Source organism: Geobacillus sp. CCR, assembly GCF_052906625.1.
Map to the genome: position 1 here is coordinate 1 of NZ_JBREBQ010000031.1, position 16,852 is coordinate 16,852.

Sequence of the window (16,852 nt, forward strand, 5' to 3'; positions counted from 1 at the left end):
CAAGGGCTGAAGAGTCTTTATCAACGATATGAATCTCTGCGTCAGACTTAATGGAACCGCCGTATACCGAACGGTACGTACGGTGGTGTGAGAGGACGAGGGTTAGTCACCCTCTCCTACTCGATTTAGTAGATGACGCAGGCGCAGCCGACAATGATTAGCAAAATAAACAGCACAACAATCAACGCAAAGCCTCCGGAATAAGGTGCGCTCATCGTAACACCCCCTTTCGGCAAGAAGAAGCCTGTCGAGCGCTTCATCCTCATCATATGTATGGCAAGCGTGCATGTTATGGGCGGATGACTAAAGCGGAAAGAGGTTTTTTTTTCATTGGAAATATGGTATAGTTATTGTCGTGGCTGAAGAGGCGAGCATGTTGTTTCTTGGGCGCCATTCGATCTGCGCCGCTTGAAAGCGTGGGAACATTCAATCGAAAAAAGATGTAGGAGTTGTGAAGCGAATGAAAAAATGGATGATGGCCGCTGCCGTCGTTTCGCTCATGGCTTTGTCGGCCTGCAGCAACGACGGTTCGGAAGCGATTGTGGAAACGAAAAACGGCAATATTACGAAAGACGAATTTTATAATGAGATGAAAGAGCGCGTCGGCAAATCCGTCCTTCGTGATTTGATTGACGAAAAAGTGTTGAGCAAAAAATACAAGGTAACCGATGAAGAGATCGACCGCGAAATCGAACGAATCAAGGAAGCGTATGGAACGCAATATGATTTGGCCGTGCAGCAGAACGGAGAAAAAGTGATCCGCGAAATGGTCAAGCTCGATTTGCTGCGGACGAAAGCGGCCGTTGAAGACATAAAAGTGACGGAGAAAGAGCTGAAGGAGTATTATGACAACTACAAGCCGAAAATTCGCGCCAGCCATATTTTGGTCAAAGATGAAAAAACAGCAAAAGAAGTAAAGGCGAAGCTTGATAAAGGCGAGGATTTCTCCAAGTTGGCCAAAGAATACTCCCAAGATCCAGGCTCGGCGTCCAACGGCGGCGATTTAGGCTGGTTTGGCCCAGGGAAAATGGTCAAGGAGTTTGAAGAAGCCGCCTATAAGCTGAAAGTCGGCGAAGTGAGCGATCCGGTGAAAACGGATTACGGCTACCATATCATTAAAGTGACGGACAAAGAAAAGAAAAAGTCGTTCAACGAAATGAAAGACGAAATTGCGTTTGAAGTCAAACGGAACAAGCTTGATCCTGCGACGATGCAGTCAAAAGTGGACAAATTGGTGAAAGATGCCGGTGTTGAGATCAAAGACAAAGATTTGCAAGATGTGATCGAGCAGCAAGGAAAACAGTAAAAAAACGGAAGCAGAACATCCCTGCTTCCGTTTTTTTATTTGTGGGCTTGACCTTTCTGCTGTTCAACAACGGGAGATCAGCCGAGCTGCTCGCGAATGGCGGCCGCGATCGCCTGCAGGTCAGCGGGCGTATAGTCGCTTGCATGCGACTTCCAGACCGCGCCAAACCCATCCCCTTTGCCGTAGCGTGGAATGAGGTGAAGATGGTAATGGAACACCGTCTGCCCCGCTTGCTCGCCATTGTTGTTCAATAAGTTGAGCCCGACCGGGGAAAATGCTCGCCTGAGTGCATTGGCAATCGTCGGCACTGCGCGAAACAGTTGGCCGGCCGCCTCCGACGTGAGGGTGAAAATGTTTTCCGTATGTACTTTCGGGATGACAAGCGTATGCCCTTTTGTCACTTGGCTGATGTCCAAAAACGCGAGCACATGGTCGTCTTCGTACACTTTCGCCGCGGGCAATTCGCCGTTAATGATTTTGCAAAAAATGCAATCGCTCACTGTGGTCACCCTTTCCTTCCTATTTTCTTCATTTTACCATAAAAAAACCGGGATGTAATCCCGCAACGCAGGTTACATCCCGGTTGGTGAAAAGGGGAGAGGATGATTCAAGCAAATGTGCGTTTGATGAACACCCCATTTGCAGCAAAAATTGGTTCGGCGTGAGCGCTTCCTTTGTTCAACGTGACCATCCCCTTTGGACAGGCTCGTTGCTTCCCAGCAACGAATGCGATGGTCGCTTCCTAGGAACGTTTACAACGTTTTGCGGCTCACAACGGTGTCTTTGACGAACACCCCATTTCGGATGGATCGTTCATCAACTTTTTGATTCCTCATCCCCTCTTCGCTATTTATCATGCCCGGCTTGAGTGAGTTTATGCAAAAGAACGGTGTGATCTTTTTTGGTAAGCGAGGCTATAGTTTGGTACAATGGGGACAAAGGCCAGAACGGAAAGGGAGCGGACGATGACGCTTTTAGAAGTGAAGGATCTATCCGGAGGCTACACGGCGCAAAACGTGCTTGAAGACGTGACGTTTGTGGTCGACCGCGGCGAAATGGTCGCCTTGATCGGCCTAAATGGAGCCGGCAAAAGCACGACGATCAAACATATTATCGGCTTGATGGAACCGCGCCGCGGCGCGATTTCCATTAACGGCTATCGGCTTGCGGACGGGCCGGAAACGTATCGAAGGCAGTTTGCTTATATCCCGGAAACGCCGGTGTTGTATGAAGAATTGACGCTTGAGGAACATTTGCGTCTAGCAGCGATGGCGTACGGGTTGAGCGAAGCAGAGTATGAACGCCGCCTTCCGCCGCTGCTTCGCGAGTTTCGATTGGAGCGGCGGCTTTCCTCGTTTCCGGCTCATTTTTCGAAAGGAATGAAGCAAAAAGTCATGATTGTATGCGCCTTTTTGCTTGAACCGCCGCTTTATATCATCGATGAGCCGTTTCTCGGCCTCGATCCGCTTGCCATTCACGCCCTGCTTGAGCGAATGAATGAACAGAAAGCGAAGGGGGCGGGCATTTTGCTGTCGACGCACATTTTAGCGACGGCAGAGCGGTATTGCGACTCATTCGTTATTTTGCACAACGGCCGCGTCAAGGCCAAAGGGACGCTCGATGACATTCGCCGCCAGTTCGGGCTGCGGGGGGCGTCGCTTGATGAACTGTACGTCGAATTGACAAAGGACGATGCGCCATGATTGACGCCCGCCGTCTTTGGAAGCAGCGTTTCCAATTGGAATGGCGAAAACGGATCCGCTACTTGCGCTATATGTTCAACGACCATTTGCTCGTCGGTTTGATCATTGTGCTTGGCGGCATAGCGGTGATGTACGAGCGCTGGGCGGCGGCGCTTCCTGACTCGTTTCCGTATCCGGCTATTGCGGCGGTCGTGTTCGGCTGGGCGGCGGCCGCTGGATCGGTGCGCACCTTGTTCCGCGAGGCGGATACGGTGTTTTTATTGCCGGCGGAAGAACGGCTCGGTCCGTATATTCAGCGGGCGTTTTTCGTCTCATGGTTATGGCAGGCGTACGGCCTTTCTTTGCTTTTGCTGTTGGCGGGTCCACTGCATGCTCGCTTTTCCCCGGTGTCATGGCCGCTTTTTTTGTTCGGTCTTTTCTGCTTCAAAGGATGGAGCTTATGGGCCAGTTGGCAAGGAAGCTACATCGCCGATCCGTCTTTTCATCGCTTTGGCGCATTTACGCGTTTCATCCTAGCGGCGGTGTTCGTTTATTTGGTGCTGGTTGCGGCCCCATGGCCATTTTTTGTCGTTTTGGTCGGTTTGATGGCCGTTCTGTCCATCTGTTTGTCACGGTTGACGAGAGGGAAAACATGGAAATGGGAACGGATCATCGTGGAAGAACAGCGAGCGGCCACGGCGTTTTACCGGCTGGCCAACTTGTTTACCGACGTTCCGGAATGGCGGGAGGCGGCAAAGCGGCGGCGCTGGCTTGATTCGCTGCTCGCTTTGATTCCGTACGACAAGCGGCATGTGTTTTTTCATTTGTATGCCCGCACGTTTTTGCGCGCCGGCGGGTATGCTGGTCTGTATGTCCGTCTCACTGCGATTGGAGGCTTCATGTTGGCTGTGATCGATCACCAATACGGGCGGGCGGCCATCGCATTTTTGTTTCTTTACGCGACCGCTGTTCAATTGGCCGCGCTGCCTTCCCATCATCGCTATTCGCTATGGCCGCGGCTGTACCCGTTGCCGCAGGCGCAACCGGATGCTGCGGCGGTTCGGTTGCTTTCCATTCTGCTGATTGGGCAAAATACGGTATTCCATCTCGTACTGTTGGCTGTTTCCCCGCGCCTTCTTTGGCTCGCCACTTGGCTTGGCGGAAACATATGGGGGCTTTGGATGGCAGGGCGGTACGTGCGCCTGCAACGTGGGCAGAAAGCAGGACGCTAGTGCTGTTTGTGCTGGCGCCGGCGTTTTTCATTTTCAATGGATGGCCGAAGCTTTCACACCTTTTTTCCCGCTTCATATGCTGTAGTACACCGGCCTGGGCGCATGTCCAGCGGGTCGGGCTGGAAGTTGGGAAGAAAGGGGAATGATTCATGGGTGTAGAGCTTGTAGCGCTGCACTGGATTTACTTGCTGTTCATCGTGCTCATTATTGGGTTTATGGTCGCCCGCAAAGATACATCGCTCATTTGCATTGCCGGCATCTTTTTATTGGCGGCGGTCGCTACCCATTCGTTGAGCGCGGCGGTCAGCGGAGTGTTTAACAGCTTTATTTACGCGATTACGGAGCTATTGCCGACGATTTTAGTCATCTCTATTATTGTGGCGATGAGCAAAGTGTTGTCGGCCACCGGCATCAATGATGTCATGGTTTCGCCGTTTGTCCGTTTCATCCGTACGCCGGCTTGGGCGTATTGGACGATCGGAATTTTGATGATGATCATTTCTTGGTTTTTCTGGCCGTCTCCGGCTGTTGCTCTCATGGGGGCAGTTCTGTTGCCGGCAGCGGTCCGAGTGGGCTTGCCGGCGTTGGGAGTGGCGATGGCGATGAACTTGTTCGGGCATGGCATCGCGCTTTCCGGCGATTTTATCATCCAAGGGGCGCCGAAATTAACAGCCGATGCCGCTGGGCTGCCGGTCGGCGATGTCATCGCTGCCAGTGTGCCGCTTGTTTTTGTAATGGGGGCCGTCACAACGGTCACGGCGTTTTACTTGCTGCGCCGTGACATGAAGCGAGGGCGACTGGCAAGCGGGGAGGCGGAAATGGCTGCAACGGTCGATTCGACGCTGGAAAAAACAAGTCATTTACTGACGGGACAAACGAAAAAATGGCTTGCGCTGTTGATTCCGATTTTGTTCGCCCTTGATGTCATCGCGATGTTTTATTTGCGGTTGCAAGGCGGGGAAGCGACTGCCTTGGTTGGTGGGACAGCGATTTTCATTTTGATTCTCATCTCCGTTCTCGCCCATCGGCAAGAAAGTTTTGCGGAAGTGACAAATTACTTTATTGAAGGGTTTCAGTTCGGGTTTAAAGTGTTCGGCCCTGTTATTCCGATCGCCGCGTTTTTCTATCTTGGCGATGCGGGGTTTGTGAAAATCATCGGCGACTATTTGCCACAGGCATCGCAAGGCATCGTCAACGATTTAGGGGTTGCCTTGGCTCATGCGGTGCCGCTGAACAATGAGGTGGGGGCGGTTACGCTCACGATCGTCGGGGCGATTACTGGTCTTGACGGCTCCGGGTTTTCCGGCATCTCGCTCGCCGGTTCGATCGCTCATTTGTTTTCTGTAGCGATCGGCGGCGGAACGGCAACGTTGACGGCGCTCGGCCAAATCGCCGCCATTTGGGTCGGCGGCGGCACGCTCGTTCCGTGGGCGCTCATTCCAGCCGCAGCGATCTGCGGAGTTGACCCGTTTGAGCTGGCGCGCCGCAACCTCATTCCTGTTGCTGTCGGCTTGGTGGTTACGACCGTTGTCGCCATGTTTCTCATCTGAACAGAAAGCTGTCCCGTGCGGCCGGGGCAGCTTTTTTGCTATAATGGGCATGGACTTAAAAATCGGTCGATTTTTTGACAGTTCGCCTTCTTCTCTATACATTGGGTACGGAAAGCTGTATAGTGAAAAGGAGATAGGCAATGTTTGAAGGCAAGAAAAGGCGAAACCATTGACGGGATTGTGAGGAAAGAAAGGCGGATGGAGATGGCTAGACAGATCAATGATACATTTTTGCGCGCCTGCCGCGGCGAACAAACATCGTACGTGCCGGTTTGGTATATGCGGCAAGCCGGACGGTCGCAGCCGGAGTATCGGGCGCTGAAAGAAAAATATTCGCTGTTTGAAATTACGCATCAACCGGAGCTTTGCGCGTACGTCACCAGACTTCCCGTTGAGCAATATGGCGTCGATGCCGCCATTTTATATAAAGACATTATGACACCGCTGCCGGCCATTGGCGTGAACGTCGAGATTCAGGGCGGCATCGGGCCGGTGATCGCAAATCCGATTCGCTCGCTTCAAGACGTCGAGCGGCTTGGGGAGATTGATCCAGAACATGATGTGCCGTATGTGTTTGAAACGATTCGGCTCCTTGTCAACGAACAGTTGGATGTGCCGCTCATCGGGTTTGCCGGGGCGCCGTTTACGTTGGCGAGCTACATGATTGAAGGCGGTCCGTCAAAAAATTATCATAAGACGAAAGCGTTCATGTATGCTGAACCGAAAGCGTGGTTCGCCTTAATGGACAAGCTCGCTGAGATGACGATCCGTTATGTGCGGGCGCAAATTCGGGCAGGGGCAAGCGCTGTGCAAATTTTTGATTCTTGGGTTGGCGCCGTTAGTGCTGACGATTACCGGACGTTTATCAAGCCGGCGATGGCGCGCATTTTTGCCGCTTTGCGGGAAGAAGGGGCTCCGCTCATTATGTTTGGCGTCGGCGCCAGCCACTTAGTGCATGAGTGGAACGATTTGCCGCTTGATGTCATCGGCCTTGACTGGCGGCTGTCGATTCGCGAAGCGCGCCGCCAAGGCATTGCGAAAGCGATTCAAGGCAACTTGGATCCGGCGGTGCTTCTTGCGCCGTGGGACGTGATCGAAGAACGGGTGAAGCGCATTTTGGACGAAGGGATGGAACGGCCGGGCTACATCTTCAACTTAGGCCACGGCATTTTTCCGGATGTTCAGCCGGCGACACTGAAGCGTCTGACCGCTTTTATCCACGAATATACGTCAACGAACTAAACGAGGGGGTGGCACAATGGTGAAAAAAACAGAGGGGCTGCTCGTGATGGCGTACGGAACGCCGTACCGGGAAGATGATATTGAACGGTATTATACGCACATTCGCCATGGGCGCAAGCCGCCGCAAGAACAAATCGAGGATTTAAAAGCGCGCTACCGGGCGATCGGCGGGTTGTCGCCGCTTGCGAAAATTACGGAAGAGCAGGCGAAACGGCTCGAGGAGCGGCTGAACGAAGTGCAAGATGAAGTCGAGTTTCGCATGTATTTAGGGCTCAAACATATTGAGCCGTTCATTGAGGATGCCGTCGAGCGCATGCATGATGACGGCATCAAAGAAGCGGTTGGGATCGTCCTAGCCCCTCATTATTCCACATTCAGCATTCGCTCGTACAATGAGCGGGCGAAAGCGGCAGCAAAAAAGCTCGGCGGACCGACCATTTACACGATTGATCAATGGTATGACGAGCCGAAGTTTTTGCAATATTGGGCAGAACAAGTGCGGGCGATTTTTGCCGCCATGCCGGAACGTGAGCGGGAGCGAGCTGTGCTGATCGTATCCGCACATAGTTTGCCGGAAAAAATTATTCAAGCCGGTGACCCGTATCCAACGCAGCTCGAAGATACAGCGAAACGAATTGCTGATCAAGCCGGCGTCGCCCACTATGCCGTCGGCTGGCAAAGCGCCGGTCAGACGCCGGAACCATGGCTTGGGCCGGACGTGCAAGACTTGACGCGCCAGCTTTACGAAGAGCGCGGCTATACGTCGTTCGTTTACGCGCCGGTCGGTTTTGTCGCCGACCATTTGGAAGTGTTGTATGACAACGACATTGAGTGCAAACAGGTGACGGAAGAGATCGGCGCCCGCTATTACCGACCGGAGATGCCCAACACGAATCCATTGTTTATTGATGCATTGGCGTCGGTTGTGTTAAAGCGGTGGGCGGAAGAAGGCGATCGACATGAATGAAGGGCAACGGACGGTCGTCATCATTGGCGGCGGCATTACCGGCTTGACGGCTGCTTACTACTTGCAAAAAGCGATTCGAGAGCAACGCCTCCCACTTGCATGCAAACTTGTCGAGGCGACGCACCGGCTCGGCGGAAAAGTGCAGACGGTCGTCCGCGACGGTTTTGTCATTGAACGCGGTCCAGACTCGTTTTTGGCGCGGAAAACGAGCGCGTTTCGCCTTGTGAAGGAAGTCGGCCTTGAACATGAGATCGTTCATAACGCGACCGGAACATCGTACATTTTGGTCAACGGCAAACTCTATCCAATTCCGGGCGGAGCGGTGATGGGCATTCCGACGCGCATCGCCCCGTTTTTAACGACCGGACTGTTTTCCCCGGCCGGCAAGCTGCGGGCGGCGCTTGACTTTGTGCTGCCGCCGGTGAAAGTCGATGGTGATATGCCGCTTGGCCGCTTCTTCCGCCGCCGCCTCGGCGATGAGGTGGTGGACAATCTCATTGAACCGCTGCTTTCCGGCATTTACGCCGGCGACATTGATGAGATGAGCCTAATGGCGACGTTTCCACAGTTTTTTCAGCTTGAGCAAAAATACGGAAGCCTTGTCCGTGGAGCGAGACGAACGACGCCGAAAGAGCAAAAAGAGCGGAAAGGGGCGTTCCAGACGTTAAAAACGGGCTTGCAGTCGCTCGTTGATGAAGTGGAAAAACGGCTTGAGCCGGGCAGCGTTATCAAAGGGGTGCGTGTCGAGCGGATCGTTCGCACCGATTCGGCGTATCGGCTGCAACTGAGCACAGGAGAGGTGTGGGGGGCAGACGGCATCATCGTGACAACGCCGCATCATGTTGTGCCCGACATGTTCGCTGACTATCCGTTTTTCGCCCCGTTCCGTTCAGTGCCGCTGACGTCGGTGGCGACGGTGGCGCTCGCATTTCCGGAGGAGGCGATCCGCCAAGACATTGACGGCACCGGGTTTGTCGTTTCGCGCCGCAGCGATTACACGATGACAGCGTGCACATGGACGCATAAAAAATGGCCGCACACCGCGCCGCCTGGCAAGGCGCTCTTGCGCTGCTACGTCGGGCGCCCGGGCGATGAGGAGATCGTCGACCAACCTGATGATGAGATCGTCCGTGTTGTATTGGATGATTTAAATAAAGTGATGAATATTGCCGGCCAACCGGAGTTCGCCGTCATCTCGCGCTGGAAGCGGGCCATGCCGCAATACACGGTCGGGCACCGCGAGCGGCTGGCGAAGATTAAGGAGCAGATGGCGTCCGAGTTGCCGGGGGTGTTTTTGGCCGGCAGCTCATACGAAGGGCTCGGATTGCCGGATTGCATTGACCAAGGCGAAAAAGCGGTGCGTGACGTGCTTCTGTATTTGCAGCAAGCGCCAGTTCAACAGACGTCCGATCTGTACAGCAGCGTCCGTTAATCGACGGTTTTCCAACGCCCTGGTCCGTTCGCCGCTCACATTTGGACGTCGGTGCGGCCGCCCGCCGTTTGAAGCGAAAAGAAGCGGATGGCTGTTTGTCTCTTTTGGCTCGTGGAAGTGGTTTCCGCTGCAAAAGGGATGTGAAAAGAACGTGGGAGAAGCTTCAACGGCGCTTCTACCCATTTGCTTGGAAAGGATGAGGGAGCAGGAAGAAATTCCGTCCCCAATGCGACGGCCCTTTACATCCATGTTGTTTGATAGTATAATGGATACGGATTGACCAAATTGTTCATTTAGTCAATTTGAAGGATGAGGAGTATGGCAAGCGACCGCAAACGGCAAATCATCGAAGCGGCGGCCCAATCGTTTGCTGCCTTTGGCTACAAGGCGACGACGATGGAGCAGATCGCCAAGCTCGCCAACGTCGGCAAGGGGACGATCTATACGTTTTTTAAAAGCAAAGAGGAACTGCTTGATGAAATCGTCTCCGGATTGATTATGGAAATCAAGGCGGAAGCGGAGCTGGCGATGGACTCGTCACTGCCGTTTTCCGAAAACGTCCACCGCGCCTTGTACCGCATTTTGGAATTTCGCCAGCGCCATCAGCTGACGGCGAAGCTGCTTCAAGAAGTGCGCAATATCGGTACGGCGGCGGTGCAAGAAGTGCTTGCCAAACTGGACCGGGCAATGGTCGAGTTCATTCGGCAAAAAATTGATGCGGCGGTGGAAAAAGGGGAGATTCGTCCGTGCAATTCGGAAATTACGGCATTTTTGATGCTCAAGACGTACATCGCCTTGATCGTCGATTGGGAAAAAGATCATGAACCGTTGACAAAAGAACAAATTGCTGAATTGTTTACGCTCTATTTTTTGCAAGGATTGTCGAGATAGATGATCCTCTTTTTTTGTTGGAAATTGACCATGCGGACAATTTGGTCATCTGTACAAAGGAGGGAGCGCCATATGCTGCGAAAAGAGATGCGGGCCATCGTGCTCCGCCCGAATTTGCTTGGCATTTGTTCACTTGGATCATCAGCATAACATTTATGATGATTGTTCAATTCCTTGTCACCGTGTTTGACAACTCAGGCCGGTTTCTTGCCATTTTGCTATTGATTGCCCAGCTAGTTGGAAGCGCCGGCACGTATCCGATTGAGCTCGTTCCGGGTGCGTTGCAGTCGCTTCATCCGTGGCTGCCGATGACCCATGCGATCCGTGGGTTGCGAGCAGTCATTTCAAGCGGCGATTTCTTGGTCATGTGGAAGGAAGCTGCGATATTGCTTGCGACAGCCGCGGTCTTTGCCTTGGCGACGCTCGTGTATTTTCTCCTTCGGTATCGCCGCCGTTATGCGGTATGGACGGAAACAGCGGCTCAAACGTGATGATTGAACCATGCCGTCTCGAAGGCGTCCTAAAAAGATTGGGACGCCTTTTTGCATTGGCCAATATCGGAATCAAACAACAGATGGAATTAAAACCATTTTCTAGGACGAGGGATTGCTTTTTGCGGATGGGCCGCCATTAGAACGTTGTGTGTGATGGCGCCCCTGAGATTGGCAAAAAAAATGCCTCTTAGCTGGAGGCAGTCAAGAGAAAAGGCAGGCTGCATTGGGGAACAGCCAAACGCCGGCGGGGCAGCCGGCGAACGTGACGCAAGGGCAGCGTCCGCTCACCTATTGGCGGTAAGCGGCGCCAAGGCAATCAGAGCACGTGTTGCCGTAGCATTCATGCTGCTCGTCAATCTCTTTGCCGCAGTGCGTACATTTTTTAGGTGGCAAGTTTCTGAAAAATTCCAACACTTTCATCAACATTCCGATCCCCTCCGTTGTCTTGGTAATTTTATTGTATTATAACACATAACAAAATGTCAATAGGTGTTTTAAAACAAAAATCAACAAAGATGAAAAAATAGGCGCGGTTGTGTATGATGAAGACAAAACGAATGGAAGGAGAGAACCGAAAATGAAAGTGACGGTCATCGGCTATTGGGGAGGATTCCCTGCCGCCAATGAAGCGACATCGGCGTATTTGTTCGAGCATGATGGATTTTGCCTGCTCGTTGATTGCGGCAGCGGGGCGCTTGCCAAGCTGCAAAACTATACGGCTGTGGAAAACTTAGATGCGGTCATCATCTCCCATTATCATTACGACCATATCGCCGACATCGGCCCGCTCCAATACGCGCGTCTCATTCATAAAAATTTGGGAGCTGACCTTCCCGTCTTGCCGATTTACGGCCATGTGGAAGACGAGGCGGCGTTTTCCCGCTTGACGCACAGCGGCATTACGGAAGGAATTGCCTATGACCCGAATGGGACGCTGGCTGTCGGGCCGTTTTCGATCACATTTATGAAAACAGTCCATCCGGTGCCATGCTACGCGATGCGCATTACTGCCGGCGGCAAGACGGTTGTTTATACGGCCGATTCAAGCTATATACCGGAGTTTCTTCCGTTTGCCAAAGGAGCCGACTTGCTCATTTGCGAGTGCAACTTTTACGCTGGGCAAAACGCGGCGCCGGCTGGGCATATGACGAGCGAGGAGGCGGCGGCCATCGCGGAGGGAGCACGTGTCGGAGAATTATGGTTGACGCATTTGCCACACGTTGGCCGGCACGAGCAGCTGGTTGAGGAGGCTGGCCGGACGTTCCGCGGTGTCATCCGCCTCGCCCACACCGGCCTAATATGGGCGCAATAGGCCAAAATAAGAGAGAACAGCAAAGGAAACGCTTTCCCTTGCCCTTTGCTGTTCTTTTTTTTATAATAAATATAGTTCGAATTTTTTTACTTATAAAATGAATGGTCATTCATTCATTTTGGGGGAGGAGCGTATATGAACGTAACGACGCGGTTGGCGCAAATCGCTAAGCAGTTGCCGGACAAGGAAGCGTATGTGTTCATGAAAGAGCGGTGCACGTATCAACAATTGGACGAAGCCATTTCCCGATTTGCCGACGGGTTGGCGCGGCTTGGCGTTCGCCGAGGCGACCATATCGCCTTGTTGCTTGGCAACTCGCCGCAGTTTGTCATCGGCTTGTACGGGGCGTTGCGGCTTGGGGCGACCGTCATTCCGATCAATCCCATTTACACGCCCGAGGAAATTTCTTATATTTTGCACAACGGCGACGTCAAGGCGGTGATCGGCCTCGACTTGCTCGCTCCGTTGTTTGTGGAGGCGAAGAAGCGGCTTCCGCTGCTCGAGCATGCGATCGTTTGTGAAACGCCGGAAGGGAAGGAGAAAGGTGTTTCGCTGTCGGAAGGGATGAAATCGTTTGCAGAAGTGTTGGCGGACGGCAGCCCGGACTTTACCGGACCTGAACTGGGTGATGACGATGTCGCCGTCATTTTGTACACATCGGGGACGACCGGCAAGCCGAAAGGGGCGATGCTCACTCATAAAAACATATACAGCAATGCGCAAGATACGGCTGATTATTTAGGCATCAATGAAAACGATCGCGTCATCGCCGCGTTGCCGATGTTTCATGTCTTTTGCTTGACCGTGGCGCTCAATGCCCCGCTGATGAACGGCGGAACGGTGCTCATCATGCCAAAGTTCAGCCCAGCAAAGTTGTTTCAGCTGGCCCGAGAGGAAAAAGCGACGATTTTTGCCGGCGTGCCGACGATGTACAATTTCCTTTATCAGTACGAAGGTGGAAGCGCGGACGATTTGCGGACGCTCCGCCTTTGCATCTCAGGAGGCGCTTCAATGCCGGTCGCTTTGCTTGAAAACTTTGAGAAAAAGTTCAACGTCATCATTTCGGAAGGATATGGGCTTTCGGAGGCGTCCCCTGTCACCTGCTTTAATCCGCTCGATCGGCCGCGCAAGCCTGGTTCGATTGGAACGAACATTAAAAACGTTGAAAATAAGGTCGTCAACGAATACGGAGAAGAAGTGCCCGTCGGCGAAGTTGGCGAGCTTGTCGTTCGCGGGCCGAACGTCATGAAAGGGTACTACAAAATGCCTGAAGAGACCTCGGCCGCCTTGCGCGACGGCTGGCTGCACACCGGTGATTTGGCGCGCATGGACGAGGACGGCTATTTCTACATCGTCGACCGAAAGAAAGAGATGATTATCGTCGGCGGCTACAACGTGTATCCACGCGAAGTCGAAGAAGTGCTGTACAGCCATCCGGATGTCGTTGAAGCCGCGGTGATCGGCGTGCCGGACCCGGATTACGGAGAGGCGGTGCGGGCGTATGTCGTCGCGAAAAATCCGGAGTTGACGGAAGCAGAGCTCATTGCTTACTGCCGTGAGCGGTTGGCAAAATATAAAGTGCCGAGCGCGATTGACTTTTTGGACGAGCTGCCGAAAAATGCGACAGGAAAAATTTTGCGAAGAGCGTTAAAAGAGCGGCTCGCGTCTTCCCATGCTTGATGGTGCTGAATTTTCAGCACCTTTTCTTTTTTTTGAATAGTATATTGAAAACAAGTAGATAAATTTATATAATTTAACACATAAAAGTTTAAAAGGACTAAACTTCTCTACATAGGGGGATGGGATCATGGGCCAATCGATTCGGCGGTTCGCCGCGGTGTGTGCAGCCGGCTTGTTGTTGCTTGGCGGCTGCGGCGGCGCGAAAGAGACGGGAAGCAGCCAGGGAAGCGGCGGGAAGAGCGGGAAAGAAAAGACGTACAAAATCGGCGTGACGCAAATTGTCGAGCATCCATCGCTCGATGCGGCGCGCAAGGGATTCCAGCAGGCGTTAAAAGACAAAGGGCTGTCCGTTGAGTATGACGTGCAAATCGCCCAAGGCGACCAAAGCAACAACCAAACGATCGCCAATAATTTTGTTTCGGACGGCGTCGACTTGATTTTTGCCAACTCAACGCCAAGCGCGCAGGCGGCGCTCAATGCGACAAAAGACATTCCAATCGTGTTCACTTCGGTGACTGACCCAGTCGGCGCACAGCTTGTCCAATCAATGGAAAAACCGGGCGGCAATGTGACGGGAACGACCGATACGCACCCGGAGGCCATTCCGAAAACGGTGCAGTTTATTGACAAATATATCAAAGGCAACCGTGTCGGCATGGTATATAACGCCGGCGAACAAAACTCAGTCGCTCAAATCGAACAGGTGAAAAAGGCGATGCAAGGAACGGACTTGCAAATCGTTCCTGCATCAGTATCGACATCAGCAGAGGTGAAGCAGGCGACCGAGTCGCTCGTCGGCAAAGTCGATTGTCTGTACATCATCACCGACAACACGGTCGTCTCGGCGCTCGAGTCGGTGATCCAGGTGGCGAATGAACACGACATTCCGCTTTTTGTTGGTGAACTGGATTCCGTCAAGCGCGGCGGTTTTGCGGCGTACGGGTTCGACTATTATGACATCGGCTACGAAGCGGGGGAAATGGCGGCGCAAATTTTGCAAGACGGCAAAAAGCCAGCCGATTTGCCGGTGCAATATCCACAAAAATTGAAGCTTGTCATCAACAAAAAAGCAGCGCAAGAAATGGGCATCAAGCTCAATCCGGAATGGGATTCCATTGCGGAATATATTGAATAAGCGGCCGTCCCTCCTTCGATGAAGGAGGGGGGCCAAAAAAGTAGGGAAAAGTGCGTTTTGGCACTCAACGTGTCACATGCGCCTTTGGTGTGTTTCCGAAAAGGTAGGTGAAAAGTTGTGTGGACAGCGATGTTCAGTTCCGTCGAAGCCGGCTTGATTTACGCCGTGATGGCGCTCGGCGTCTATTTATCGTTTCGCATTTTGGATTTTCCCGATCTGACGGTTGACGGCAGCTTCGTCACCGGCGCGTCCGTCGCCGCCGTGCTGATTGTCAATGGAGCCAATCCGTTTGCCGCCTCAGCCGCGGCGCTTTTGGCCGGCTTTGCCGCCGGGGTGTTGACTGGGCTTTTGCATACGAAAGGGAAAATCAATCCACTGTTATCCGGCATTTTAATGATGATCGCTTTGTATTCGGTCAATTTGCGCATTATGGGCAAATCGAACGTTCCGCTGTTGCAGCAGGAAACGGTCATCACAAAAATCACAGCCGCCTGGCGGCAAGCCGGATTGGATGCGGCGCTCAACCGACTCGTTTCCTTCACCGGTTTTGCGCCGCGGACATGGGCGGTGCTTGTGTCAATGGCGATTGTCGCGCTAATGGTCAAAGGGCTGTTGGATTGGCTGCTGAAAACAGAAGTGGGGATCGCCTTGCGGGCAACTGGAGACAACAAGCCGATGGTGGCGAGCTTTTCCGCCAACACCGATTGGTTGATCGTGTTTGGCCTTGGGCTGTCGAACGCGCTCGTGGCGCTTTCCGGAGCGCTCGTCGCCCAGTATGGCGGATTCAGCGACGTCGGGATGGGAATCGGGATGATCGTCATTGGGCTCGCTTCCGTCATCATCGGGGAGGCGTTGTTTGGCGCCCGTTCGGTCGCACGCGCGACGTGGGCGGTCATCGGCGGCGCCATCGTCTACCGTCTTATTTTGGCGCTCGCTTTGCGCGTCGAGTTTTTGGAGACGGGCGATGTGAAATTGATTACCGCGCTCATTGTCATGCTGGCGCTCGTCGTGCCCAACACGTTGGCGGCGCAAAAAGAACGGCAGCGGAAAAAGCGGAGGGTGCGGCAGTTGGAGAGGGGGGAAACCGTTGCTGGAGCTGAAACGAATTACAAAAGTGTTTAACGAAGGAACGGCTGACGAGAAAATCGCTTTGCGCGGCATTGATCTGACGCTTGCCCCCGGCGATTTCGTCACCGTCATCGGCAGCAACGGCGCCGGCAAGTCTACGCTCATGAACATCATTTCCGGACGGCTGTCTCCTGATACCGGCGAAGTGTGGATCAACGGCTGCGATGTAACCGCGCTCAAGGAGCATGCGCGCGCCCGCTACATCGGCCGCGTCTTTCAAGACCCGATGGCCGGCACCGCCCCGCATATGACGATTGAGGAAAATTTGGCGCTCGCCTACAACCGGACGAAGCGGCGCACGTTAAGTCTTGGCGTCACGAAGCAAAAGCGCGAGTGGTTTCGGGAAACGTTGCGAACGCTTCATTTAGGGCTTGAAGACCGGCTCGCCGCCAAAGTCGGACTTCTTTCCGGCGGGGAGCGGCAGGCGCTTTCCTTGTTGATGGCGACGTTTACAAAACCGGATGTGCTGTTGCTCGATGAACATACCGCCGCCCTTGATCCGGCGCGGGCGGAGTTGGTCACGGAGTTGACGAAGCAAATTGTTGAGCAGCACCGCCTGACGACGCTCATGGTGACGCACAACATGGAGCAGGCGATTCGCCTTGGCAACCGGTTGATCATGATGGATGGCGGGCAAATCATTTTTGCCGCAGAAGGAAAGGAGAAAGAGGAGCTGACGGTCGAGCGGCTGCTTGAGGCATTCCAACGCATCCGCGGCAGCCAGTTTGCGAGCGACCGCGCCGTGCTCAGCTCATAAACGAAATGAGGTGTCCTTCTTTGGCTAGGGGACACCTCTTCTGT

At 53.4% G+C, this 16,852-nt stretch carries 17 protein-coding genes; 14 read left to right on the forward strand and 3 right to left on the reverse strand.

The genetic code is table 11. The features are described from left to right. Nucleotides 1-125: 125 nt before the first annotated feature. Nucleotides 126-215, reverse strand: coding sequence for a YjcZ family sporulation protein (locus ACVBDQ_RS14065; protein WP_021322511.1), 90 nt, complete (start codon nucleotides 213-215; stop codon nucleotides 126-128). A 245-nt stretch (nucleotides 216-460) separates the two neighbouring features. Between ACVBDQ_RS14065 and ACVBDQ_RS14070 the strand changes: the two genes are divergently transcribed. Further along, nucleotides 461-1,306, forward strand: a complete 846-nt coding sequence (locus ACVBDQ_RS14070) for a peptidylprolyl isomerase (RefSeq protein WP_011230159.1) — start codon at nucleotides 461-463, stop codon at nucleotides 1,304-1,306. A 77-nt stretch (nucleotides 1,307-1,383) separates the two neighbouring features. Here the strand turns inward: ACVBDQ_RS14070 and ACVBDQ_RS14075 are convergent, their stop codons facing one another. Next, nucleotides 1,384-1,806: an HIT family protein gene (locus ACVBDQ_RS14075; protein ID WP_014194996.1), complete on the reverse strand. Its 423-nt coding sequence runs from the start codon at nucleotides 1,804-1,806 to the stop codon at nucleotides 1,384-1,386. A gap of 465 nt (nucleotides 1,807-2,271) precedes the next feature. Between ACVBDQ_RS14075 and ACVBDQ_RS14080 the strand changes: the two genes are divergently transcribed. The 8 genes from ACVBDQ_RS14080 (at nucleotide 2,272) to ACVBDQ_RS14115 (ending at nucleotide 10,793) form a co-directional block, all read left to right on the forward strand. Beyond that, a complete protein-coding gene (locus ACVBDQ_RS14080; protein WP_011230161.1) occupies nucleotides 2,272-3,009 on the forward strand; it encodes an ABC transporter ATP-binding protein in 738 nt (245 codons plus the stop codon). Beyond that, entirely contained in the window at nucleotides 3,006-4,220 is a 1,215-nt protein-coding gene (locus ACVBDQ_RS14085; RefSeq protein WP_023633883.1) for an ABC transporter permease, read from the forward strand. Before ACVBDQ_RS14080 ends, ACVBDQ_RS14085 begins: the two co-directional genes overlap by 4 nt. 149 nt (nucleotides 4,221-4,369) lie before the next feature. Next, on the forward strand, nucleotides 4,370-5,770 hold the full coding sequence (locus ACVBDQ_RS14090) for a hypothetical protein (RefSeq protein ID WP_020278960.1): 1,401 nt from the start codon (nucleotides 4,370-4,372) through the stop codon (nucleotides 5,768-5,770). Between the two features lie 204 nt (nucleotides 5,771-5,974). After that, nucleotides 5,975-7,012 (forward strand): uroporphyrinogen decarboxylase, encoded by a 1,038-nt coding sequence (gene hemE, locus ACVBDQ_RS14095; RefSeq protein ID WP_025038854.1) that lies wholly within the window; start codon nucleotides 5,975-5,977, stop codon nucleotides 7,010-7,012. A 16-nt stretch (nucleotides 7,013-7,028) separates the two neighbouring features. Next, entirely contained in the window at nucleotides 7,029-7,979 is a 951-nt protein-coding gene (gene hemH, locus ACVBDQ_RS14100; protein WP_446663276.1) for a ferrochelatase, read from the forward strand. Continuing rightward, on the forward strand, nucleotides 7,972-9,411 hold the full coding sequence (gene hemY / locus ACVBDQ_RS14105; protein ID WP_014195002.1) for a protoporphyrinogen oxidase: 1,440 nt from the start codon (nucleotides 7,972-7,974) through the stop codon (nucleotides 9,409-9,411). Before hemH ends, hemY begins: the two co-directional genes overlap by 8 nt. Before the next feature lie 318 nt (nucleotides 9,412-9,729). Next, nucleotides 9,730-10,302 (forward strand): TetR/AcrR family transcriptional regulator, encoded by a 573-nt coding sequence (locus ACVBDQ_RS14110; RefSeq protein WP_011230167.1) that lies wholly within the window; start codon nucleotides 9,730-9,732, stop codon nucleotides 10,300-10,302. Between the two features lie 158 nt (nucleotides 10,303-10,460). Beyond that, nucleotides 10,461-10,793, forward strand: coding sequence for a membrane protein-like protein (locus tag ACVBDQ_RS14115; RefSeq protein WP_014195005.1), 333 nt, complete (start codon nucleotides 10,461-10,463; stop codon nucleotides 10,791-10,793). 291 nt (nucleotides 10,794-11,084) lie between these two features. Here ACVBDQ_RS14115 and yhfH read toward each other — a convergent pair whose 3' ends face one another. Beyond that, nucleotides 11,085-11,222: a protein YhfH gene (yhfH, locus tag ACVBDQ_RS14120; protein ID WP_014195008.1), complete on the reverse strand. Its 138-nt coding sequence runs from the start codon at nucleotides 11,220-11,222 to the stop codon at nucleotides 11,085-11,087. Between the two features lie 151 nt (nucleotides 11,223-11,373). Here yhfH and ACVBDQ_RS14125 point away from each other — a divergent pair, with 151 nt between their 5' ends. From ACVBDQ_RS14125 to ACVBDQ_RS14145, 5 genes are all read left to right on the forward strand, one after another. Further along, nucleotides 11,374-12,108, forward strand: coding sequence for an MBL fold metallo-hydrolase (locus tag ACVBDQ_RS14125; protein ID WP_011230170.1), 735 nt, complete (start codon nucleotides 11,374-11,376; stop codon nucleotides 12,106-12,108). A 135-nt stretch (nucleotides 12,109-12,243) separates the two neighbouring features. Next, on the forward strand, nucleotides 12,244-13,788 hold the full coding sequence (locus tag ACVBDQ_RS14130) for a fatty acid--CoA ligase family protein (protein ID WP_014195010.1): 1,545 nt from the start codon (nucleotides 12,244-12,246) through the stop codon (nucleotides 13,786-13,788). Between the two features lie 127 nt (nucleotides 13,789-13,915). Then, the gene (locus tag ACVBDQ_RS14135) at nucleotides 13,916-14,923 is read left to right on the forward strand and encodes an ABC transporter substrate-binding protein (RefSeq protein ID WP_021322515.1); all 1,008 of its coding nucleotides are present in this window, start codon (nucleotides 13,916-13,918) and stop codon (nucleotides 14,921-14,923) included. A gap of 129 nt (nucleotides 14,924-15,052) precedes the next feature. After that, nucleotides 15,053-16,045 carry an ABC transporter permease gene (locus ACVBDQ_RS14140; protein ID WP_011230173.1) on the forward strand — a complete coding sequence of 331 codons (993 nt, stop codon included), beginning with the start codon at nucleotides 15,053-15,055 and terminating at the stop codon, nucleotides 16,043-16,045. Further along, complete coding sequence (locus tag ACVBDQ_RS14145; RefSeq protein ID WP_011230174.1) at nucleotides 16,011-16,808, forward strand: ABC transporter ATP-binding protein; 798 nt, start codon at nucleotides 16,011-16,013, stop codon at nucleotides 16,806-16,808. Before ACVBDQ_RS14140 ends, ACVBDQ_RS14145 begins: the two co-directional genes overlap by 35 nt. Nucleotides 16,809-16,852 lie beyond the last annotated feature (44 nt).